Source organism: Elusimicrobiota bacterium, assembly GCA_026388095.1.
GTDB lineage: Bacteria > Elusimicrobiota > Elusimicrobia > UBA1565 > UBA9628 > UBA9628.
On sequence record JAPLKL010000044.1, the window covers coordinates 71,888 to 92,257 of the forward strand.

The window sequence follows — 20,370 nt, forward strand, 5'->3', positions numbered from 1 at the left end:
GCCGCTAGCGGACCTTGATCTTGAGCTCGATCTCCCGGGGCTTGCCGACGCCCTTGAGGTTGGAGACCATGGCCGCCACGGTCAGGCCCACGAAGTCCTGCACGAAGCCCTTCATGGGGATGGCCTTTCCGTCGACCTTCAAGCTCGCCGCCTTGATCGTCTTGTCCAGCCCGTGTCCTTTGGTCATAAGAGCTCCTTTTCGATGAATCGCACGATCTTGCCGGCCTCGGAGAGCCGGAAGCGCGGCTGAGGGTAGCCGGCCACTTCGAAATCCGCCGCCAAGGCGATGAGCCCGCGGCCGCGCGCGGGGCAGACCGGCCTGCGGCTGACGGCCCGGCGCAGCACCTCGATCTTGGGCCCGGCTTCGCCCTTGAACCCCTCGGCCACCACCAGGTCCGCGTCCGGGAAGAACTCGGCGGCGATGCGCCGCAGGCTCAGGGGCCGGCGCAGGCGCTTGACCAAGGCCAGCTTGTCCTGGGAGGCGATCATGGAGGCGCTGGCTCCGGCGTGAAAATGGCGGTAGGAGTCCTTGCCCGGCCGGTCGGTCTCGAAGTCGTGGCGGAAGTGCTTGACCGTGCCCACCCGGCGGCCCTTGCGGGCCAGGCCGCGGACCACCTTGACCAGCAAGGTGGTCTTGCCCGAGCCGCTGCGGCCCACGAACGAGACGATGGGGACAGCCAACCTAGCCTCCGGAGAACATGGCGGAGACGAGCAGGCGGTCCCCGTCCTTGATCTCATCATGGCCGTGCAGCCCCGCGCCGTCGCGGGAGACCAGCACGGGTATGCCCTTGAGCCCCAGCCGGGCCAGCAGCCCGTCGACGCTCAGCGCCGCGGGCAACTCCAGCTCCTTCTCCGCGAAGCCGAGCTTCTGGACGAAGCCTCCGATGAGCCGGACCGTGACCTTCACACTCCCGCGATGCCCATGGGGACCACGTCTTCGGAGACGGTGGTGAGCTTGGAGAGCTGCTCGGCCTCGGCGCCGAGCCCGAGGCGCTCCATGGTCTTGCGCGTGGGCACGCCGCGCTTGTCCCAGCCGCGGATGTCGTAGTAGTGGTCCAGGAGCGTCTCGTACTTGTCCAGCTCCAGGACCTTGCCCGCGGTGGGGCCTTCCTTCTCCGCGTTGGCGGGGTCGAAGTAGACGCGCGGCGGGTAGTCCGAGCTGCGGTCGGTGTCCGGATGCTCCCGGACCCAGAAGGCCTTGAGCAGGTTGTAGATGCGGTCGCCCGTGGTGTTGAAGTCGTCCATGGTCCAGTGCGAGCCCGTGGCCAGGTTGAAGTACTCGGGGTAGTTCTTGATGTCCCAGCCCAGCTCGATCCAGGGGAAGCGGCACAGGGGCAGGGACTCGAAGATGCTGGAGCGGATGCGCTGCAGCTCGATGACCTTTTGGGCCTTGTCCCGGCCGTAGGCGCCGCGCTCGGAGAACTTGAGCTCGTAGGTGATGATCCAGGCTTCCTTGTGGTGCGCCCCGATGGCGCTGGTCCCGAAGGCCAGGGCCTGGCCGGGCACGTACTTGCAGTTGTAGGCGGAGAGGTCGAGGCCTTTGCACTGGATGGCGTAGGCCTCGGAGTGGTGGCCGAACTTCCGGGCCATCTTGAGGCTGCCGTCGGCGATGAGGTCGCCGACTCCCTCGCGGTGCGCGGCCATGCGCAGGAGCTCCTTGGCGCGCTCCGCGTCTCCGAACTTGAAGTTCCCCTGGACGGCGCCGTGGTCGATGGCGTCGGCGTAGAAGGACAGGGCCGAGCCGGCGGAGATGGTGTCCACGCCGAAGTCGTCGCACATGTAGTTGAGCGAGGCCATCTGCTTGAGGTCGAAGATCTCCAGGTTGGGCCCGAGCATGCCCACGTTCTCGTAGTCGAGCTCGGACTCGTGGCCTTCGTGGTCGAGGACCGCGAGGCCGCAGCGCATGGTGCAGTGGGGGCAGCCGTAGGTGGCGACGCGCGCCTGGCTGGTGCGCAGGCCGTCGAGCTTCCAGGCCTGGTCGGAGTGGGACTGGCGCATGTTGCGCACGGGCAGGGCCCACATCTCGTTGCACCACTCCAGCACGGCGTTGGTCCCCTGCACGGACCATTTGGACTTCTTGTCCATGGCGCCCACGGCCTTGAGGTCGGCCAGGCCGCGCTCCTTCATGGCCTTGGGGTCGGCCAGGGGGATCTCCTTGGTGCCTTTGACCACGATGGCCTTGAGGTTCTTGGAGCCCATGACCGCGCCGATGCCGGGCCGGCCGCCGGCCCGGCCTTCCATGCTGCGGATGATGGCGTACAAGACCTTGTTCTCGCCGCCCTGGCCGATGCTGAGGATGCCGGCGGTCTTGCCGTACTTCTTCTCCAGCCAGGCTTGGGCCTCGTAGGTGCCCTTGCCCCAGAGGTGCCCGGCGGGGTGGAAGGCGACTGTGTCGTCCTCGATGTAGACGTAGGTGGGGGCCGGGGCCCGGCCTTCGAAGATGAGGACGTCGTAGCCGGCCTTGCGCATCTGGATGGTGATGTAGGAGCCGATGTTGCCGTCGCCGTAGGTGCCGGTGAGGGGGGAGAGGGCGGCGACGATGGTCTTGCCGGAGTTGGGCATGAGGACGCCGGAGGCGGGGCCTTGCGCCACGAGGAGCTTGTTGTCGGGGCCGAGGGGGTCGATGCCGGGCTTGAGCTCGTCCCAGAGGATCTTGGCCGCAAATCCCCGGCCGCCGATCCATTTGCGGGCGAACTCCTCGGTGAAGCGGTCTACCTTATAGCTGCTCTTGGTCAGATCGATGCGCAGGATATTGCCGGTCCATCCTTTCATGGCGAGCCCTCCGGGCCGGCGTCCTCGGCGGAGCCGGTATGACCATGAAAGCCAAACGGGACCGTAAAGTCAAGGCGCAGGATCGAAACCGACAGCGCGCCGGGGCTTCCCTACTTTTCATACAATCATCTCATGACTCCTAACGCCCGGGGGCTCCCAGCGGCACTGCTCGCGCTGCTTTCGGTCGCGCTGCCGCTGTGCGCTCGGTCCCTGGCGGAGGGGGAGCGTCGCCTTGTCATCTTCCACGCCGGCAGCCTCACCGTGCCCTTCGACCGGATCATCGCGGACTTCAAAGCCGAGCACCCCGGAGTCGAAGTGATCCGGGAGGTCGCGGGCAGCCGCGAGTGCGCCCGCAAGATCTCCGAGCTGCACAAGCCCTGCGACGTGCTCGCCGTGGCCGACTACGAGGTCATAGACCAGCTCCTCATCCCCGAGCACGCGGCCTGGAGCCTCAAATTCGCGGGCAACGAGCTGGCCATAGTCTACACGGACAAGTCGCGCCGGGCCGCTGAGCTGACCTCCAAGAACTGGCTCGACATCCTCGCGGACCAGGACGTGGCCATCGGCCGCTCCGACCCGGAGGCCGACCCCTGCGGCTACCGCACGGTCATCGCCCTAAAGCTCGCGGAGCTCCATTACCGCCGGCCCGGCTTGGCGGATAAGCTCCTCGGCAAGAGCAATACCCATAGCCGTCCCAAGGAAGTGGACCTCCTCGCTTTGCTCCAAGCCGGCGAACTCGACTACCTCTTCCTCTATCGCTCCGTCGCCCAACAGCACGGACTGCGCTGGCTCGCCTTGCCCGACCAGATCAATCTCAAGAAGCCCGAGCGCGAGGGCTTCTACCGCAAAGCCTCCATCCAGCTCCACGGCAAGACCCCGGCCGAGCTCGTCACCCAGTACGGCTCAGCCATTGCCTACGGCGTCACCATACCCAAGAACGTCGCCAACCCCGAGCTGGCAAACGAGTTCATCCGTTTCTTGCTGGACAAAGATAAAGGCCTCAAGACCATGGAGCGGCTCGGCCAGCCCTCGCTGGTGCCTGCTCCCACCAGCACCTACGAGCAGTTGCCCAAGGACCTCAAGGTTTACGCTCGCAGGAGCCCCCGCTGATGGAGCGCTCCGGCCGCGACCTCGCCTTCGCCTTCCTCGGCGGCGCGGTCCTCCTTTTCATCGCCGCGCCCATAGCCGGGCTCTACCTGGCATCTTCTCCCCACGCCTTGGCCGGCGCCGCCGCCGACCCCGAGCTGCGCGCCAGCATCTGGCTGAGCCTCTGGGTCTCCATGGCAGGCACCGCGCTGTCCGCCCTGTTCGCCGTGCCCCTGGCCTATCTCCTGGCCCGAAACACCTTCCCGCTCAAAGGCTTGGTCAACGGCTTGATCGACCTTCCCGTCATCATCCCGCACTCCGCGGCCGGCATCGCTCTGCTCGGCATCGTGGCCCGCGAAGGCTGGCTGGGCCGGGCGGCTGGAGCGGCCGGGCTGAGCTTCGTGGACCACCCCGCCGGCATCATGCTGGCCATGGCCTTCGTGAGCGTCCCGTTCTTGATCAACGCGGCGCGCGACGGCTTCGCCGCGGTCCCCGTGCGCCTGGAGCGCATCGCTTTGACCTTGGGCGCCTCGCCGGCCCGGGTGTTCTTCACCGTGTCGGTGCCTCTGGCCTGGCGCTCCATCCTCTCCGGCTTCATCCTCATGTGGGCGCGCGGCATCAGCGAGTTCGGCGCCGTGGTCATCGTGGCCTACAACCCCAAGACCGCCCCGGTGCTCATCTTCGAGAAGTTCAACTCCTACGGACTGGGCCAGGCCGTGCCGGCCGCGGCCGTGCTGGTCGCGGTCAGCCTGCTGGTCTTCACGGCCCTGCGCCTGGTCAAGGACGAGGCGTAGCATGCTCAGCGTCGAGGGCCTGTCCTTGCGCGCCGGCTCCTTCGAGCTCAAGGAGATCGGCTTCAGCGTGGCGCCGGGCGGCTACCTGGTCATCCTGGGCCCGTCCGGCGCGGGCAAGAGCCTCCTGCTCGAAGCCATCGCCGGGCTCAGGCAGCCCCATGCGGGCCGCATCAGATTGCGCGGCCGGGACGTCACCCGCGAGCCCATCCAGCGCCGGGGGCTCAGCATCGTGTGCCAGGACGCGGACCTCTTCCCTCATCTTACGGTGCGGCAGAACATCGCCTATCCCCTGCGCAGCCGCGCGGCCGGCGCTGTCGAAGAGCAGGTCCGCCGCGCCGCGGAGCGGACCGGCATCTCGGACCAGCTCGACCGCAAGCCCGGGACACTGTCCGGGGGGGAGTACCAGCGCGCGGCCTTGGCCCGGAGCCTGGCCGCCGGCTCCGACCTCTTCTTGCTCGACGAGCCGCTGGCCGCGCTCGACAAGGGCACCCAGGCCGAGCTGCGCGCCTTGCTGCGCGGCCTGCGCCGCAACGGCGCCGCCTTCGTGCATGTGACCCACGATTTCGACGAGGCGCTCTCATTGGCCGACCGCATCGGGATCCTGGAGCAAGGCCGCCTGGCCGGCCTGGCGGAGCCGGAAGAGGTGTTCCGGCGTCCCGCCTCGGCCTTCGTGGCGAGCTTCGTGGGCGCGAAGAATTTCTTCAAGGGCTCCTTGCGCGGCCTGCCGGAGAGCGACCTCAAGGAGTTCTCCACGCACGGCCTGCGCATCCTGTGCCTGACGGACGCGGCCGACGGCGAGGCCTTCCTCACGGTCCGGCCCGAGGACGTGGTGGTGTCCCGGCTGCGGGAGGAGACCAGCAGCCGCAACCACTTCCCCGGCAAGGTGGTGGACCTGGCCCCTTCCCGGCTGGGAGTCCAGGTGGTGGTGGACGCGGGACTGCCCGTGACCGCGACCATCTCCGCGGAGGCGCAAAGAGCGCTGGGCCTGCGGGTGGGAGAGCCGGCCTGGGTGAGCTTCAAGGCCGCCTCATGTCTGATCCATCAAGGAGGATGACAGCGATGATATCCGCCGAGGAAGCGGTCGCGCTCATCAGGTCCAACGCCGTGCTCTTGGCCGCCGAGCAGGTCGGCCTGGACGAAAGCCTCGGCCGGGTGCTGCGCCAGGACGTGGTCTGCGACGTGGACATGCCGCCTTTCCATAAGTCCGCCATGGACGGCTACGCCTGCCGCAGGCAGGACCTGGCCTGCGAGCTCGAAGTGGTGGAGACCATCGCCGCGGGAAGCCGGCCGAGCCGCGCCGTGGGGCCGGGGCAGTGCTCGAAGATCATGACCGGCGCCATGCTGCCCGACGGCGCGGACTGCGTGGTCATCGTGGAGGAGGCCGAGGCCCTGGCCGACGGGCGCATACGCTGGACCGGCCAGCGCACCTCGGACAATATCTGCCGGCGAGGCGAGGACATCGCGACCGGCCAGAAGCTCGTGGAAGCCGGGACCCGGATCAGCGCGAAGGTCGTGGCGTCCTTGGCCTTGGCCGGCTGCGCCCGGCCTTTGGTGAGCCTCCGGCCCAAGGTGGGAGTCATCGCCACGGGCGACGAGGTGGTCGCGCCGGAAGCCGTTCCGGGTCCGGCCCAGATCCGGGATTCCAACTCAGCCCAGCTCATGGCGCAGGCCCTGGAGAGCGGCTGCGTCCCGACCCATTACGGTATCGCCCGCGACACCAAGGAGTCCATCGGCGCGGCTTTGGCGCGGGCCAAGGCCGGATGCGACGTCATCCTCATCGCCGGGGGGGTCTCCATGGGGGATTTCGACCTCGTTCCGGAGCAGCTGCGCGCGCAGGGCTTCAAGCTCCTCTTCGAGAAGGTCGCCGTGCAGCCGGGCAAGCCCACGGTGTTCGGCCGCTGCGGCGACACCGTGGTCTTTGGGGTGCCCGGCAATCCGGTCTCGGCCTTCATGGTCTTCGAGTTCTTCGTCAAGGAGCTGCTCTCTAAGATGACGGGCTGTCTGGAGCCGCCCCGGACGCTGAGGCTGCCCCTGGCCGCGGCGATCAAGAGGAAGAGGGCCGACCGGCTCTCGCGCGTGCCGGTGCGCATCCGGCCCGACGGCGCGGCCGAGGCGGTGGAGTTCCACGGCTCGGCGCACATCTCCTCGCTGGCCGCAGCCGACGGCGTCGTCTCCATCCCCGCCGGCGTCAGCGAGCTCCCCGGAGGCGCTCTTGTCGATGTACGACCGCTTTAAGCGCCGCATCGACTACCTGCGCGTCAGCGTCACGGACCGCTGCAACCTGCGCTGCGCCTACTGCATGCCGCCCGGCGGGGGCCGGTTGGTGGACCGCAAGGACATCCTCAGCTTCGAGGAGATCGCGGCCTTCGCCGCGCGCGCCGCTGAGCTCGGCGTCGACAAGATCCGGCTGACCGGCGGCGAGCCGCTCATGCGCCGGGGCATCGCCCAGCTGGTCGCGCTGCTCGCGGCGATCCCCGGCATCCGGGATCTCTCCATGACCACCAACGCGATCCTCCTGCCCCGGCACGCGGCGGACCTGCGGCGCTCCGGCTTGCGGCGGGTCAACGTCAGCCTGGACACCTTGGACCCCGGGCGCTTCCGCGCGCTCACCCGGGGCGGCGAGCTCTCCGAGGTCCTGGCCGGCATAGCGGCCGCGCAGGAGGCGGGCTTTGCGCCCATCAAGGTCAACTGCGTGGTCAAGGCCGGGCCCGAGGAGCCCGACGCTCAAGAGGTGGCGCGCTTCTGCGCTGAGCGCGGCCTGCAGGCCCGGTTCATCCCGGAGATGGACATGGCGGCCGGACGCTTCGGGGTCGTGACAGGCGGCAGCGGCGGCGACTGCGGCCGCTGCAACCGCTTGCGCCTGACCAGCGACGGCTACCTCAAGCCCTGCCTTTTCAGCGACGTCGCTTTCCCCGTGCGGAGCGCGGACGCCGGGGAGGTCCTGCGCCAGGCCGTCGCGGCCAAGCCGGAATGCGGGACCGCCAGCAGGACGCACGGATTCTACAGCATAGGGGGGTAGTATGCCGAAGCTGAGCCACGTAGACGAGCAGGGACGCGCGCGCATGGTGGACGTCGGCGGCAAGAGGCCGCAGTACCGGACCGCGCGGGCCGAAGGCTTCATCCGCCTGCGGCCGGCCACGCTCAGGCTGATCCGGCAAGACCGCATGAAGAAGGGCGATGTCCTGGGAGTGGCTCAGATCGCGGGCATCCAGGCGGGAAAGCGCACCTCGGAGCTCATCCCGCTCTGCCATCCTTTGCAGCTTTCCCATGTAGAGGTCCAGGCGCGCATCGCGACCAAAGGGGTGCGCGTGGAGGCCTGTGCCAAATGCCTGGGGCCCACCGGGGTGGAGATGGAGGCCTTGACCGCCGCGGCTGTCGCCTTGCTCACGGTCTACGACATGTGCAAGGCGGCGGACCAGGACATGGTCATCTCGGACATAACGCTGCTCGAGAAGCGCAAGAGCGACGAGGGCTTCTGAGATGGCCAAACAGAGCGGCGCGGGCAAGGTCGTCTCCCTCAACGTCTCGGAAGGCAAGGGCACTCCGAAGTCCCCGCGCCAGCGTGTGGAACTCGGCGCGTCCGGCATCAAGGGCGACGCCCATGCCGGGCCCTGGCATCGGCAGGTGAGCCTGCTGGCCATCGAGGACGTGGAGCGCTTCTCCAAGTCCGCGCCTGGCCGGCGAAGGTTCCGGCCGGGGGAGTTCGCGGAGAACATCACCACCCGGGGCGTGGACTTGGGCCAGGTGGGCCTGCTCGACCGGCTCAGTGTGGGGCCAGCCGAACTCGAGATCTCCCAGATCGGCAAGGCCTGCCACGGCGAGGGCTGCGCCGTGTTCAAGGACGTGGGGCGCTGCGTCATGCCCAAGGCCGGGCTCTTCGCGCGGGTGCTCAGGGGCGGCGTGGTGCGCCCGGGAGACCCGATCGTCTGGCGGCCGCGGGCCCTGCGGATCGGGATACTGACTCTCAGCGACCGGGCCAGCGCCGGCATCTACGAGGACCGTAGCGGCTCCAAGATCCAGGAGCTTCTGGAAGACTTCTTTAAGGGCAAGAGGTGGCATCCGCGATTCCAGAGGGCCGTCATCCCCGATGAGCAGAAGGACCTTCTGGCGCGGCTGCGGGGCTTGTGCAGGGCCGGCTGCGACGTCATCATGACCACGGGCGGCACCGGCATCGGGCCGCGGGACATCACGCCGGAAACGGTCGCGGGCTTCGCGGACCGGCTCATCCCCGGGATCATGGAGCAGGTCCGGCTCAAGCACGCGGACCGCCTACCCGCCGCGGTGCTCAGCCGCTCGCTGGCCGCGGTGAAGGGCCGCACCCTCATCTACTGCCTGCCCGGCAGTCCCAAGGCCGCGGCCGAGTACGTGGCGGAGATCGTTAAGTCCCTGGAGCACGCCTTGGCTATGCTCCACGGGCTCGGGCACTGATTTCCGGGTTGCCGCAGTCCGCCGGCCCCACGCCGTAAAAGAGCGCCCGGCGGCCGTGTGCCGGGCGCCACCGCCCAGCCCGGCTCCGCCGGGCTGGGCGGATTCGTTCACCCATGCCGCCTGGCCCCTCAGTTATCCACGAACTTGCCCCGGGGCAAGTTCATGTATGACTCTTCCGGCTGCGACTCGTCGCGCACCGAGTCGGTGGATGACTTCGGCGGCGAGCCTCTAGGGGTTCTGGCGCGCCCCTGCCCGCAAGGCCGGCAGGAGGGGCGCGCGACTCCGGACAGACAGGCTGCGCCTGTCTGTCCGGAGTGCAGGGACGGAACAACGGCTCCCCGGGGATGCCTCATCGGCCCCGCGTGTGGTATCATAATCATCGTTAAGCACATGACCGTCACGCATTTCCTGACGACGGTCAGTGCAAGCGCACTACCGTGCGCTTGGAGGCCTAATGCGCCAGGACACCGACGTCCGCCTGAAGATCTCGAGCCTGACCATGACCCCGCAGGACATCGAGGCCAGCATCGGCCTCCAGCCTGACGAGTTTTGGAGGATCGGCGACCACCTGGGCGCCTTCGGGGCCCCGGCCCGGCAGCACGGCTTCGTCATCGAGTCCGGCGCGCAGGCCAGCCTCCCATTCCAGGAATACATCACCGCTCTCATCGGCAAGGTCGCGCCGGCCGCGCAGAAGATCGGGTCCCTGGCGCTGAGCGACAAATGCATCGTCGAGTTCATCTGCACCTTGCACCGCAAGACCGCGCCCCTGCTGACCTTCCAGCGCGACGACCTGCGCTGGATCGCCGTGATGGGAGCGGTTTTGCGCATCGATACCTTCGTGGAATCCGCGGCGCGCGCCGCGGCCAGGGCCCCATCCGGTTCCGGCGAACCGGACGCCGGGACCCCCAAGTTCTAGCGCCGATGCGCGCCGGGCTCCTTTCCGAGACCATCGCCCGGCTGCGCGTCCTGCACGGCCCGGCTTTGGCCGGCCTGCGCGTCGAGAAGGCCGTGGTCGGGGTCGTCTTTTCCGGAGTGAAGCTCTCGGACGGCCGCGGCGGCCTGGCCGGCACTCCCAGGACTGAAGAGCACCCCTCCGGCAAGGCCGTGCCTCATCCCCCCGGAGCTTTGGCCGGCCTGCCCGTCCTCTCTTTGCTCGAACCGTGGCCTGATGAGCCCTTCCGGCGCGCCTTGGCGGTGGCGGCCGTCAACGCCCTCTCCGCGCCCTGGCTGGAGGGCGGGCGCTACCGGGTCGTCTACGACCGCGACGCCCTCGACCTCCTGGAGCTGCGCCCGGGCATGAGCGTGGCCTTGGTGGGCGCTTTCTCATCCTACATCGACCGGCTCAAGGCCGTCGCGGGTCTGCGCCTGACGGTCCTGGAGCTGCGCGAATCGGCGCTGCGAGAGCAGGACAGGGCGCTCTACGCGCCAGCCTCCAGAGCCGCGCAGGTGGTGCCGGCCTGCGACGCGCTGGTCATCACCGGCATGACCGTGGTCAACGGGACCTTGGAAGGCCTGCTGAGCTTGGCCTCGCCCAAGGCCGCGGTCATCGTGGTCGGGCCGTCCGGCAGCCTGCTGCCGGACGCGCTCTTCGCCAGGGGCGTGCGCTGGGCCGGAGGCTGCGTGGTCCATGACCCGGACGCGGCTTTGGAGCTCCTGTCCCAGGGCGCGCGCGCGCGGCACCTCTACGGGACCTGCGCCCGCCGCATCAATCTGGCTCCCCTCCCATGAGCCGACCCGGCAGCACCGGACTCTGGCGCAAGGCCGCGGTGCTGGGCAGCCTCTGGGCCGCTTCGGAGATCGTCCTGGGCAGCTTCCTGCACAACGCGCGCATCCCCCTGAGCGGGAACATCCTCACCGGCATCGGCATCGCCATCCTGGTAGCCGGGCACAGGCTCTGGCCCCAGCGCGGCCTGCTCTGGCGCGCCGGGCTCATCTGCGCGGCCATGAAGTCCGTCTCTCCCAGCGCGGTCATCCTCTCACCCATGATTGCCATCTCCGTGGAGGGCTTCCTGCTGGAGGCGGGAGTGCTCCTGGGCGGAGCCAATCCCGCGGGCTATCTCCTGGCCGGAGGCCTGGCCATGTCCTGGCCCCTGGGGCATAGGCTCGGGGGCACCTTCCTCTATTACGGCCCGCAGACCTGGACCCTCTACGTCAAAGGCCTGGAGCAGGTCCGCGCCTGGCTCCACCTCGCTCCGGGCAGCCCTTGGTCGCCGCTCCTGCTGCTTTGGTCCGCGCATCTTCTGGGCGGGGGCGCGGCCGCGGTCGCGGGCATGCGCGTTGGGTGGGAGGACGCTGTGACCGTTTCGTCGGCCGGGGCGGCCGCCCCGGCGCCGCGGCCGGCGGTTCCGGAGCATGGTGGATACTCTTTGACGGCGCTGCTCCTGCACGCCGCCACGGTGGCCGCGGCCATGTCGCTGGGCAGCAGGCTCCCGGTCTGGCTCTTCGCCGCGGCCTCGGCCGCCTACGCGTGGCTCTGCGTCTGGAAGTATCCCCGCGCGGCCGGGATCATGAAGCGGTCCAGTCTCTGGTCCGGCCTGCTCCTGGCCGCTGTGCTGGCGGGCCTGGTCCTAGGGCGCTGGCAGGCGGGCGCTCAGATGGGGCTGCGCGCGCTGGTCCTGACCTTGGGCTTCTCCTGCATCGGCACGGAGCTGCGCAATCCGGTCCTGCGCACGTGGCTGGAGCGCCGAGGCGGACGCATGTTCTTCGCGGCCCTGGAGCAGGCATTCGAATCCCTGCCCGCGGTGTTCACCGGCCTGCCGTCCCCGGCGCAACTGCTGCGCAGACCCGTGGCCTCATTGCACGCCGCCATCGCCTGCGCCCCGGCCCTGCTCGAGGCCCTGGCCCCGGGCCGAGTGCTCATCATCACCGGGGAGCAGGGAGAAGGGAAATCGAGCCTGGTCAAGACATCGGCGCAGGCCTTGCGCGAGGCGGGCGCAAGCCTCGGCGGCATCCACGCGCCGGGCTTCTGGGAAGAGGGCCGGCGCAGCGGCTTCGACATCACGGACCTGGGCACCGGTGAGAGTCGGCCGCTGTGCCGGACCCAGGGACCGGCGGGCTGGCCGGCTCAGGGGCCGTTCCGTTTCTCTCCCGACGGGCTCGCCTTCGGGCTGCGGGCGCTGGCCGAGGCCATGCGCCGCGACGCGGACGTCATCTTCGTCGACGAGGTCGGCCCCATGGAGCTCCGGGGCCTCGGCTGGGCGCCCGGCCTCGACGCTTTGGCGCGCCAGCGCCGCAAGCCCATGGTCTGGGTGGTGCGCAGGGCCCTGATCGACGAGGTCCGCAGGCATTGGGGCCTGGCCCCGGAACGGGTCTGGGACGCCGGAGCCGGCGATACCGCGGCCCTGGCGGCCGCGCTCCAGGCGGAGCTAGCGTCTAGCCTTGCTGTCCGCTAAAGTCCGAGGGAACTTGCGCTTGAGCAAGGACGCGATCTCGCGGGCCAGCAGCGCGCGGAAGCCCTCTTCGCTGACATAGCTCTCGCCGTAGAGGGTCATGAGGCCCTTGAAGGCCCCGAAGGTGAACTTCCCGTCCAGGCGCAGGCCCTGCTCGGTGAAGGCCGAGACCAAGGCGATGAGCCGGTCCGACATGCTGCCCTCGCCCGCGAGGACCTTGCGCAGCTCCTCCCTGAGCGCGGAGAGGTCCCGCGAGCCTCCTCCTCCCGCCATCGCCGCGCCGTGGAACAGGACCAGGTCCGCGTCCCGCTCCGAGAAAGCCCGCAGGAACTGGGCCAGCTCGTAGCGGTCGTCGCTCTGCCAGAAGCCCTTCTTGGAATAGGCCGCGGCCTGCCCGAAATCGATCGGATAGATGATCTTCTTCTCCGGGTCGATGAGCTGGTTGCCCGTGTGGCGGTCTGCGTCGAACCAGCCTTGGCGGAACAGCAGCGAGAGCGCCGAGTCCGCGATGAGCGGGCCGGCCTGGGCGCGCATCTCGGGGGACAGCTTGTCGTAGGTGGTGCCGGCGGCCTTCTCCATGAAGAGGATGGAGTCGCGGACCTGGAAGCCCTCGACCAGGTCCGGCACCGCGAAGCGCCAGCCTCCGAGCTTCGCGCGCATGGATGAGTTCAAGCCCTCGAAGTGCTTCTTGGCCGTGCGGATGCTCTCCGCTTCCTTGGTGAACTTGAGCTCCTCGGCCAGCTGCTGGCGCACGGCGTCGAGGACCGCGTCGAACATGGCCGAGGCCTGGCTCATGCCGATGTGGTCGAGCTCGCGCAGGAACTCCTGGCCCAGGCGCAGGTTGGTCTCGATCTGCTCGGCCGCGTGCGGCCGGCGCAGCAGCATCACCACCTCGCGGCCGTCCGTCAGCTCGACGACCACCACGGTCTTGAGGCTGGCGCTGCCGATGACCTTCTTCAAGGTCTTGATGCGGGCCAGCTCCTCCGGTGTGAGCTCGCGCTGCATGGCCTCCAGGATCTCGGCCTTGGTCATGGGCCGGGCGTCGTTCTTGAGCGAGGCCGTCTCCCGCGCCACCTCGTCGCCGAAGAGCTTCCAGGTCGAGCTCAGCTGTCCGAACTTGACCCCCACGGTCTGGAACACCTCGAAGATGTGCTTGACGCTGCTCTTGTTCTCCCCGGCCTGGCTGAGCAGGTAGGCCAGGCTCACCGTCCTCTCGTGCGCGGGCACCACCCGCAGGTACGCCTTGAGCATCTTCTCCTCTTTGGAGTCCGGCTGGTACTGCAGGAAGGCGCGGGTGACGTTTTCCGGGAAATCCTCGGCGTTTTGCAGGGCCTGACCGCCGGCGCTCAGGAGCAGCTCGAAGAGCGGGATGCGCTCGAAGGGCGAGGCGTCGATGAGCGCGGCCTCGATCTCCAGCTTCATGAGGTAGGCCGCCCGGTCCGACTCCTTCTTGATCTCGGCCTTGGAGCTGTGGCTGTCCTTGGCCGCGTCGATGGCCAGGGCCGCCGAATAGGCGTTGCGCTGCAGCTCCTTGAGGATGGGGTCGGGCAGCTCCCGGCCCTCGGGCTCGATGAGGAAGGCGATGAACTCGGAGCGGGCCTTGGGGGAGAGCTTGGCGATCTCTCCGGACAGGGCCGAGCCGAAGCGCAGGAGCATGGGGTTGGCCTTGCGCCAGTTGTAGGACTTCTCGTCCTCCACGAAAGCGCCCAGCTCCTTGCCGGAGAGGTTCAGGCGCCAGGCCAGGCTCTCGAGGTACTCGTCTTTCTTGAGCGAGCCCTGCCGCACGTAGGCGTTGATGGTCTCGATGAGGCGGTTCAAGCCCTCCGGGTCCTGCGGCTGGGACCGCAGGCGCGCGACCTCGGGTTCCAGCAGGCGGCGGGTCAAGGAGAGCTGCAGGCCGGAGCCCGCGATTCGGCCCTGCTCCAGGATGGCGGAGAGGGGCAGAGCCGCGGCCGCGGCCGCCGCGTCGTCGAAGGCCGGCTCCAGGCGCTTCTGGAAGAAGGCGTCCGTGGCCGGAGTGGCGCCGGTCCCGGTCAGGAGCCGGAAGAGCTTGAGCCGGCCCCGGAAATCCACCTCCAAGCCGGAGGCGAGCGCGGCGGCGCGGGTCTTGATGTCGCGCAGTTCCGGCGTGTTGAGGGTCTCGGGCGCCGGATAGTCGCCGTCGGCGGGGTCGGCCACCGCCTCCAGGAAGAGGATGAGCTGGGCGGCCTTGCCTTGGTCGGTGGACTCACGGGCCAGGGCCTGGTCCAGGCCGGAGAGCAGATCGTCTTTGAAGCCGCTCACGGCCGAGACGTAGCTCGAGTAGCCGTTCCCTTTGGCGGACTTGCGGAAATCATCCCGGGCCAGGAGCCTGGCGAAAAGGTCCCGGGCGTCCTGGGCCAGGCCGTTCTTGACGAGCACGCGCAGCACCGTTTTGGAGCCTTCTCCCTCGCGCGACAGCCAGGCTCCGGCCCGGTCGTAGGTCAGGCCGCTGACGCGCAGGTTCTCTTCATAACCTTCCAGGAACACGGCCTGGAGGAGCTCCTTCCTGTTCTCCGCGGACAGGGGGGAGCGGGAGAGCGCCTCGGCCTGCAGTCCCGCGAGCTCGCCTGAGACTCGCGCGCCTCCCACCAGGTCGTCCATGACCGAGCCGTGGAGCGCGCCCAGCTCTGCCACGCTCATGGGCTTGCCCGCGGCCTTGGCCAAAGCCGCGGCCAAAGCCCGGCCGTATTCATTCTGGAAGACCTCGCGGCGCGACTGGTAATAGGACCCGGCGAAGAGCTGCTTGGCCAGCTTGTGCAGTTCGGGCTCGGCTTTCAGGCTCTCGTTGGAATCGGCCCGCAGATGCGGGCCCAAAGTGTCGTCGAGCCAGGAGAGCTCGCCGATCTTGCCCATGGGGTGGCCCATCTTGAGCATGCGGAAGGCGTCGAGGCTGCTGGCCTGGACGGTCTTGACCACGCCCGCGTAGGCCGGGGTCTCGGCGAACGCCTTGACCGCCTGGCGCAGCTGGCTGCGGCCGGCCTGGGGGGCTATGCCGAGCACGGCGAAGATGGAGTCCCAATCCGTCACGTTGAAGGCCAGGATGAGGTCCAGCGTGCCGTAATAGCCCCGGTTGTCCCAGATGGACTGCAGCGCCTCGCGGTAGTCCTGCGCCAGGCCCTTGAGGCGCGGGTCGCCCATGAGGCGCATGCGCTGCTTGAGTATGCCCAGGCTGTAGTTCTTGGCCGTGGAATCGCGGCCCTCCGGGAACACGTAGGAGTAGGTGTCGTGCGTGGACTCGATGAAGAAGGCGATGCGCTCCTCGTGCGAGAGCCGGGGCATGACCTTCTTGTGGAAGAGCACGGCCAGGCGGGCTTGGAATTCCGGGGACTTGCCCTTGGCCACGGACTGGTCGTAGATGTAGCGGCTGCTGGTGAAGGAGCGCATGTTCGCGAGGAGCTCTTCGGCGATGCGGTCTGAGAAGAGAGCGAAGATGGGTGCGGAAGGCAGGATCTTGGCCAGCGCGTTGAGGCCTCTCTCGGCGCTGCCGTAGCTGGGGTCCGTCTTGGTGAAGTAGTTGGCCTGGACCCAGTCCAGGTAGCGCTGGCTGTTGTAGGCCGGGACCTTCTTCATGAAGGTCTCGTGCGAGGGATAGGCGAGGAACTCCTGGGAGTGGGTCTCCTCGGTGAAGATGAGGTTCATCCTCGCGCGGTCCGCGAGGTCGAGGCCGCCGCCCGGCTTGGCCAGCAGGCGGTTGATATCGGTGAAGAGGCGGAACTCCTCGTCGCCGAGGTCGGCGCCTCGCTTGGCGAGCAGCGCGTCCACGCTCAAGACCAGGCGGTTGAACTCGACCTCCTTGTAGGCCGCGCCGCGCTTGAGTTCGGAGAGCTTCTGCAGGCGGGCGAGCGCCTCCGCGAGGTCCTTCGGGGCGTGGAAACGGCCGGCGGCGGCGCCCTGGTCGATGCCGGCGAGCTCGGACAGGACCGCCGGCGGGACGTCCTCCGGGTAGGAGGGGATCCGGGTCCCCTTCTCGTAGCGGTCCATGGTCAGCAGCATGCGCTGCATGGCCAGGCGCAGGTCGTTCTGCGGGTGGGTGCTGGACATGGAGGAGAGGATCCCGCCTCTGTCCGCCTCGCCCGCGAAGAGGCGCTTGAGGGATTCGTAGACGCTGTCGACCGGGTAGCCCGCCTCCTTGGCGATCATGGCGCCTTCGGAGTCGGCGCGGACTTCCCGGGCCTGGCCGCCGATCTCCTTGCCGTAATTGGTCAGGATGCCCTCGGCGTCGATGTTGTCCAGGGGATGGGCCAGCTCATGGGACAGGACGCCTACGACGCGGACCAGGCCTGCCCTGAGCTGGGCCGGGTCGTCGCCCAGCATCTTCCTGAGCAGGCCGGTGGTCACGAAGACCAGGTTGCTGGAGCGGCGCACGCCCGCCGCCTTCATGGGATAGACGAAGGCGTTGAGCACGGGGGTGTCGATGACATGGATATGGTTGATGGAGACCGCGTCGGCCGGGAAGAGCTTCTGCTGGGCCGCGCTGAGCCGGGAGAAGATCGTCTCCAGGACGGAGTAGAGGCCGGGCGCCTCGGCCCGGGCGATGACGGGTCCGAGCTCATCGGCGATCTTGTCGAGGACCTTCTGCTCGGCCGGGGAGGTCTTGAGCGGCGCGGGCTGGAGTGCCGCCGCCGCAGAGACTTGCGCCGAGGCTTCGGGGAAGTCGGCGGAAACCGCGGACTCGGCCGGCGTCTCTGATCCCAGGCGCGCCGCGCTGTAGAAATTGTCAGCCGTGCCTTCCTTGGCCGAGGACACGTCCTTCTTCGCCGCGGTCTCGGCCGCCTGAGGCGCGTTCTCCAGGAGGCCCTGCAGGGGGGAGGCGGGCTTCTCGGGCGCGGGCGTCTGCGGCGCCTTGAGCTCCGCTGCGGGCGGGGTGATCGCAACCGGCAGGTCCGTCGCCGGCGTCAGCGCCGAAGGGGCCAGCTTGGGGACCGGGGCGCCGGGGAGGCCCTGGAGGGCTCCGGAGAGGGGCTGCAGCGAGGCGGCCGATGGGCCGGGCGAGAGCTGGCCGGAGCCTATGGTTGGGACCCCGACCACGGGCGCGGGCTGGACAACGGCTTCCTGGCCCGCGGTCTTGGTCTGTCCGGCGAGAAGGACCGGCGGCCAAGCCGAAGCCAAAAGCGCCCAGAGCGCGCCCCAGCGCAAGATTTTTCGCGCGAGAATCACGTTGGACTAAGTATAGTCCTTGGACCTCTCTTCCGCCAGGGGCCGCTGGGGCAGTCATCAGCCGGAAAAAGGACGGTTCGGCTTTAGGCCCTAGGACCCACCGGCACGGGACCTCGAAGATAAAATTTTGGTAACGAGGGTTTTCCCTATTGCGCGCCGGGACGGCAGGGGCTACACTTTTGTTAAGCGCGGCCCTCGCGCCCGGCGGATATCAAACCCTATGCGCAAGTCGATGCCCCGCAGCACAGCATTCCTGGCGGCCGCGCTCTTGGCGCTGGCCAGCGTCTGCGCCGCACACGACCACGGGGGCGGTGGCGGCCAAGGGCGCGGCGGCGATCAGGGGGGCGGCCGCGGAGGCGGGCAAGGTCAGGATGGCGGGCGCGGGGGCGGCGGGTACGGGGGTGGTCGCGGGGGAGATCGCCACGATGGTGATCATGATGAAGGGCAGAAAAGGCCGCCGACCATTCTAGATAGCATCAAGTCCTTCCTCTTCCCGAGCCCTCCCGCGGCCGCAAGCGGGATCGCAACCACGCCGACTCCCGCAACCCCGGCAGCCATCGCCCCGCCGGCCGCCGTGACACCGACCTCGCCGATCGCCACCGCCGCGCCCCAGTCCGCTCCGGCTCCGACTGTCCAGGCCCCGCGGCCGGACCGGCCGACGCCCCAGGCGCCGTCGGCGCCGACCGCGGCCAGACCGGCGCCGTCCACCCCCCCGGGAGCTGCGCGGCCCATGGTCGGCCCGGCCGATATCAAGGCCGCGGTGAACGCGGGCAAGAGCGGGTTGGCCGCCATCCCCCAGTCGCCCCAGACCGTGGCGGCGGGCCAAGCGCTGGACCAGTTCGGGGGGCTGGCCGCCTACCTGCTGGAATCCGCGGCCGCCCTCGTGTCCAGCGCTGAGGGGGCGCGCCAGGACCCCAAGGCGGGGCAGACCCAGGCCGCGCAGGCCAAATCCGGCTCAGCGCCTCTCTCCCAGGCTTCCGGCGGCGCTGTGGCCAGCGCGACGCCGCTGCAGAGCGGCGGGCTCAACACCCTCGAAGCCGGCTCCGGGATCCCCCGTATCCCGACTGCGGAGGCTGCCGGCTCCAAGCCCCAAAGCTCCGGCGCCATCAGCCCGACGCCGGGGGCTTCGGGCTCCAGCATCCCAGAGGGGGGCGCGCCCATTCTGGGGTCGGAGGACCCCGAGGATGCGGCGGCGAAGAACGCCCGGGAGGTGCTCCTGGAGACCGCCAAGCTCCTGGACGCCAACCCCAACGACGCCAAGGCGCGCGCGGACCGGGCCGAGGCGCTGGCGCAGCTCGGCGACTACGACTCGGCCGTGGAGGAGGCCGGCAAGGCCCTGAAACTGGCCCCGGACTCCATCAAGGCCCTCAACGCCCGCGCCTTCGCCTACAACAAGCGCGGCCATTACGACCTCGCTCTGCAGGACGCGGACGCGGTCATCAAGCTCGCGCCCGACAACGCTCTGGGCCACCTCAACCGCGCCATGGCTTTGGAGGGGCTGGGCAACCCGGCCGAGGCCCTTCAGGAGTACGTCCTGGCCGCCCAGCTCGACCCGTCCCTGAAGACCTTCCTCGCCGACGCGCAGGCCAGGCGGGAGGCGCCGGCCGGGTCCGGGAAGGCGGGGGCGGGCCGCGCCGAGGTCTGGGCCTTGGGCGCGCTGCTGGCCGCCGGACTGCCGCTGGGGCTCTGGGCTCGGCGCCGGTCCAAGGCCGCGCGGGCTGCGAAGACCGCGAGAGTGGACGTGGGCACGGTCATCGGGTCCAATTACCGCATCGAGAGGCTCATCGGCGAGGGCGGCATGGGCAAGGTCTTCGAGGGCTTCGACACGGCCATCCGGCGCAAGGTCGCCATCAAGATGATGCGCGCGGAGCTGCGCCGCGAGATCGGCGACGAGCAGATCCTCGAGGAGGCGCGCTTGGTGGCCTTGGTGCGGCATCCCAACGTCGTGGAGATCTACGCGGCCCTGCAGGAGGCGGGGGAGATATTCCTGGTCTTCGACTTCGTGGCGGGCCTCCCCCTATACGACCTGCTGCTTTCCAAGCGCCGGCTCTCCTTGCCCGAAGCCGCGCATATCCTGGGCCAGGTGGCGGCGGGGCTCGATGTCGCCCATGCCAAGCAGGTCATCCATCGCGACCTCAAGCCGGCCAACGTGGTGATATCCAACGAGGGCGTGGCCAAGCTGATGGATTTCGGCATCGCCCACCGCTCCAGCAACGGGGGCTCACAGGAGACTTTGGACAAGACCTTGGGGACCATGCCCTACATGGCTCCGGAGCAGCACGACGGCACGGTGTCCAAGGAGAGCGACCTCTACGCTCTGGGCGTGATGGCCTACGAGCTGCTCACCGGCCGGCGCCCCTTCGAAGGGCCGGAGCAGCTGCGTCACAAGCGGGAGGGCCGCTTCATGCCGGCGAGCGCGGTCGCCCCGGACCTGCCGCCGAGCATCGACGCGGCGCTGGCCCGGGCCCTGTCGCCGCGGCCCGAGGACCGCTTCCACTCCGGCTCCGAGTTGGTCGCCGCGCTCCTAGGCTGAGGCCGCGCCTTGGCGCGGCAGCGTCTGAGCCAAAGATGAGCCCCGGATAAAACGAGGCCGTGCCGTCGAAACAAGGGGGTCCCTTCGCCGGCCGGCCCTCCTCAATCTTACTTGGCGTCGGCATATCGCGGGAAGAGGCGCCAATGGACTTCAAGCGAAGGCGAATATCCCTCCGTTTTTGAAAAAATAA

General features: G+C 69.1%; 18 protein-coding genes. 11 read left to right on the forward strand and 7 right to left on the reverse strand.

Annotation, left to right across the window (positions count from 1 at the left end; genetic code table 11):
* Positions 1–4 precede the first annotated feature (4 nt).
* The 4 genes from NTY77_10720 to NTY77_10735 are packed head-to-tail and all read right to left on the reverse strand — an operon-like array spanning position 5 to position 2,772.
* Positions 5–187, reverse strand: a complete 183-nt coding sequence (locus NTY77_10720) for a hypothetical protein (protein MCX5795957.1) — start codon at positions 185–187, stop codon at positions 5–7.
* Positions 184–681, reverse strand: coding sequence for a molybdopterin-guanine dinucleotide biosynthesis protein B (mobB, locus tag NTY77_10725; GenBank protein MCX5795958.1), 498 nt, complete (start codon positions 679–681; stop codon positions 184–186). The genes NTY77_10720 and mobB overlap by 4 nt, the downstream gene beginning before the upstream one ends.
* 1 nt (position 682) lies before the next feature.
* Positions 683–907 carry a MoaD/ThiS family protein gene (locus NTY77_10730; protein MCX5795959.1) on the reverse strand — a complete coding sequence of 75 codons (225 nt, stop codon included), beginning with the start codon at positions 905–907 and terminating at the stop codon, positions 683–685.
* Positions 904–2,772, reverse strand: coding sequence for an aldehyde ferredoxin oxidoreductase family protein (locus NTY77_10735; protein ID MCX5795960.1), 1,869 nt, complete (start codon positions 2,770–2,772; stop codon positions 904–906). Before NTY77_10735 ends, NTY77_10730 begins: the two co-directional genes overlap by 4 nt.
* 132 nt (positions 2,773–2,904) lie before the next feature.
* Between NTY77_10735 and NTY77_10740 the strand changes: the two genes are divergently transcribed.
* From NTY77_10740 to NTY77_10785, 10 genes are all read left to right on the forward strand, one after another.
* A complete protein-coding gene (locus NTY77_10740; GenBank protein MCX5795961.1) occupies positions 2,905–3,882 on the forward strand; it encodes an extracellular solute-binding protein in 978 nt (325 codons plus the stop codon).
* Positions 3,882–4,652, forward strand: coding sequence for an ABC transporter permease (locus tag NTY77_10745; protein ID MCX5795962.1), 771 nt, complete (start codon positions 3,882–3,884; stop codon positions 4,650–4,652). The genes NTY77_10740 and NTY77_10745 overlap by 1 nt, the downstream gene beginning before the upstream one ends.
* Position 4,653: 1 nt before the next feature.
* The gene (locus NTY77_10750) at positions 4,654–5,706 is read left to right on the forward strand and encodes an ATP-binding cassette domain-containing protein (protein MCX5795963.1); all 1,053 of its coding nucleotides are present in this window, start codon (positions 4,654–4,656) and stop codon (positions 5,704–5,706) included.
* A 5-nt stretch (positions 5,707–5,711) separates the two neighbouring features.
* Entirely contained in the window at positions 5,712–6,887 is a 1,176-nt protein-coding gene (locus tag NTY77_10755) for a molybdopterin molybdotransferase MoeA (protein MCX5795964.1), read from the forward strand.
* The gene (locus NTY77_10760; protein ID MCX5795965.1) at positions 6,871–7,671 is read left to right on the forward strand and encodes a radical SAM protein; all 801 of its coding nucleotides are present in this window, start codon (positions 6,871–6,873) and stop codon (positions 7,669–7,671) included. The genes NTY77_10755 and NTY77_10760 overlap by 17 nt, the downstream gene beginning before the upstream one ends.
* Position 7,672: 1 nt before the next feature.
* On the forward strand, positions 7,673–8,131 hold the full coding sequence (gene moaC, locus NTY77_10765; protein MCX5795966.1) for a cyclic pyranopterin monophosphate synthase MoaC: 459 nt from the start codon (positions 7,673–7,675) through the stop codon (positions 8,129–8,131).
* A gap of 1 nt (position 8,132) precedes the next feature.
* Positions 8,133–9,080: a molybdopterin-binding protein gene (locus NTY77_10770; protein MCX5795967.1), complete on the forward strand. Its 948-nt coding sequence runs from the start codon at positions 8,133–8,135 to the stop codon at positions 9,078–9,080.
* 454 nt (positions 9,081–9,534) lie between these two features.
* On the forward strand, positions 9,535–9,996 hold the full coding sequence (locus NTY77_10775) for a DUF4279 domain-containing protein (GenBank protein MCX5795968.1): 462 nt from the start codon (positions 9,535–9,537) through the stop codon (positions 9,994–9,996).
* 5 nt (positions 9,997–10,001) lie between these two features.
* On the forward strand, positions 10,002–10,808 hold the full coding sequence (locus NTY77_10780; protein MCX5795969.1) for a DUF364 domain-containing protein: 807 nt from the start codon (positions 10,002–10,004) through the stop codon (positions 10,806–10,808).
* Positions 10,805–12,472: a DUF2478 domain-containing protein gene (locus NTY77_10785; protein ID MCX5795970.1), complete on the forward strand. Its 1,668-nt coding sequence runs from the start codon at positions 10,805–10,807 to the stop codon at positions 12,470–12,472. Before NTY77_10780 ends, NTY77_10785 begins: the two co-directional genes overlap by 4 nt.
* Here NTY77_10785 and NTY77_10790 read toward each other — a convergent pair.
* From NTY77_10790 to NTY77_10800, 3 genes are all read right to left on the reverse strand, one after another.
* Positions 12,446–17,647 (reverse strand): AarF/UbiB family protein, encoded by a 5,202-nt coding sequence (locus NTY77_10790; GenBank protein ID MCX5795971.1) that lies wholly within the window; start codon positions 17,645–17,647, stop codon positions 12,446–12,448. The two genes, NTY77_10785 and NTY77_10790, sit on opposite strands and share 27 nt — an antisense overlap.
* A gap of 211 nt (positions 17,648–17,858) precedes the next feature.
* Positions 17,859–18,083, reverse strand: coding sequence for a hypothetical protein (locus NTY77_10795; protein ID MCX5795972.1), 225 nt, complete (start codon positions 18,081–18,083; stop codon positions 17,859–17,861).
* A complete protein-coding gene (locus NTY77_10800) occupies positions 18,080–18,379 on the reverse strand; it encodes a hypothetical protein (GenBank protein ID MCX5795973.1) in 300 nt (99 codons plus the stop codon). Before NTY77_10800 ends, NTY77_10795 begins: the two co-directional genes overlap by 4 nt.
* Here NTY77_10800 and NTY77_10805 point away from each other — a divergent pair.
* Positions 18,378–20,180 carry a protein kinase gene (locus NTY77_10805; GenBank protein ID MCX5795974.1) on the forward strand — a complete coding sequence of 601 codons (1,803 nt, stop codon included), beginning with the start codon at positions 18,378–18,380 and terminating at the stop codon, positions 20,178–20,180. The two genes, NTY77_10800 and NTY77_10805, sit on opposite strands and share 2 nt — an antisense overlap.
* Positions 20,181–20,370: the final 190 nt, after the last annotated feature.

Bases quoted from the DNA above. Each gene is read 5' to 3' on its own strand.
- NTY77_10740 (MCX5795961.1), top strand. From the start codon at position 2,905: ATGACTCCTAACGCCCGGGGGCTCCCAGCGGCACTGCTCGCGCTGCTT.
- NTY77_10735 (MCX5795960.1), bottom strand. From the start codon at position 2,772: ATGAAAGGATGGACCGGCAATATCCTGCGCATCGATCTGACCAAGAGC.
- NTY77_10775 (MCX5795968.1), top strand. From the start codon at position 9,535: ATGCGCCAGGACACCGACGTCCGCCTGAAGATCTCGAGCCTGACCATG.
- NTY77_10750 (MCX5795963.1), top strand. From the start codon at position 4,654: ATGCTCAGCGTCGAGGGCCTGTCCTTGCGCGCCGGCTCCTTCGAGCTC.
- NTY77_10780 (MCX5795969.1), top strand. From the start codon at position 10,002: ATGCGCGCCGGGCTCCTTTCCGAGACCATCGCCCGGCTGCGCGTCCTG.
- NTY77_10720 (MCX5795957.1), bottom strand. From the start codon at position 187: ATGACCAAAGGACACGGGCTGGACAAGACGATCAAGGCGGCGAGCTTG.
- NTY77_10760 (MCX5795965.1), top strand. From the start codon at position 6,871: ATGTACGACCGCTTTAAGCGCCGCATCGACTACCTGCGCGTCAGCGTC.
- NTY77_10785 (MCX5795970.1), top strand. From the start codon at position 10,805: ATGAGCCGACCCGGCAGCACCGGACTCTGGCGCAAGGCCGCGGTGCTG.
- NTY77_10745 (MCX5795962.1), top strand. From the start codon at position 3,882: ATGGAGCGCTCCGGCCGCGACCTCGCCTTCGCCTTCCTCGGCGGCGCG.
- moaC (MCX5795966.1), top strand. From the start codon at position 7,673: ATGCCGAAGCTGAGCCACGTAGACGAGCAGGGACGCGCGCGCATGGTG.
- NTY77_10800 (MCX5795973.1), bottom strand. From the start codon at position 18,379: ATGGGCCGCGCAGCTCCCGGGGGGGTGGACGGCGCCGGTCTGGCCGCG.
- NTY77_10755 (MCX5795964.1), top strand. From the start codon at position 5,712: ATGATATCCGCCGAGGAAGCGGTCGCGCTCATCAGGTCCAACGCCGTG.
- NTY77_10795 (MCX5795972.1), bottom strand. From the start codon at position 18,083: ATGATCACCATCGTGGCGATCTCCCCCGCGACCACCCCCGTACCCGCC.
- NTY77_10805 (MCX5795974.1), top strand. From the start codon at position 18,378: ATGGTCGGCCCGGCCGATATCAAGGCCGCGGTGAACGCGGGCAAGAGC.
- NTY77_10770 (MCX5795967.1), top strand. From the start codon at position 8,133: ATGGCCAAACAGAGCGGCGCGGGCAAGGTCGTCTCCCTCAACGTCTCG.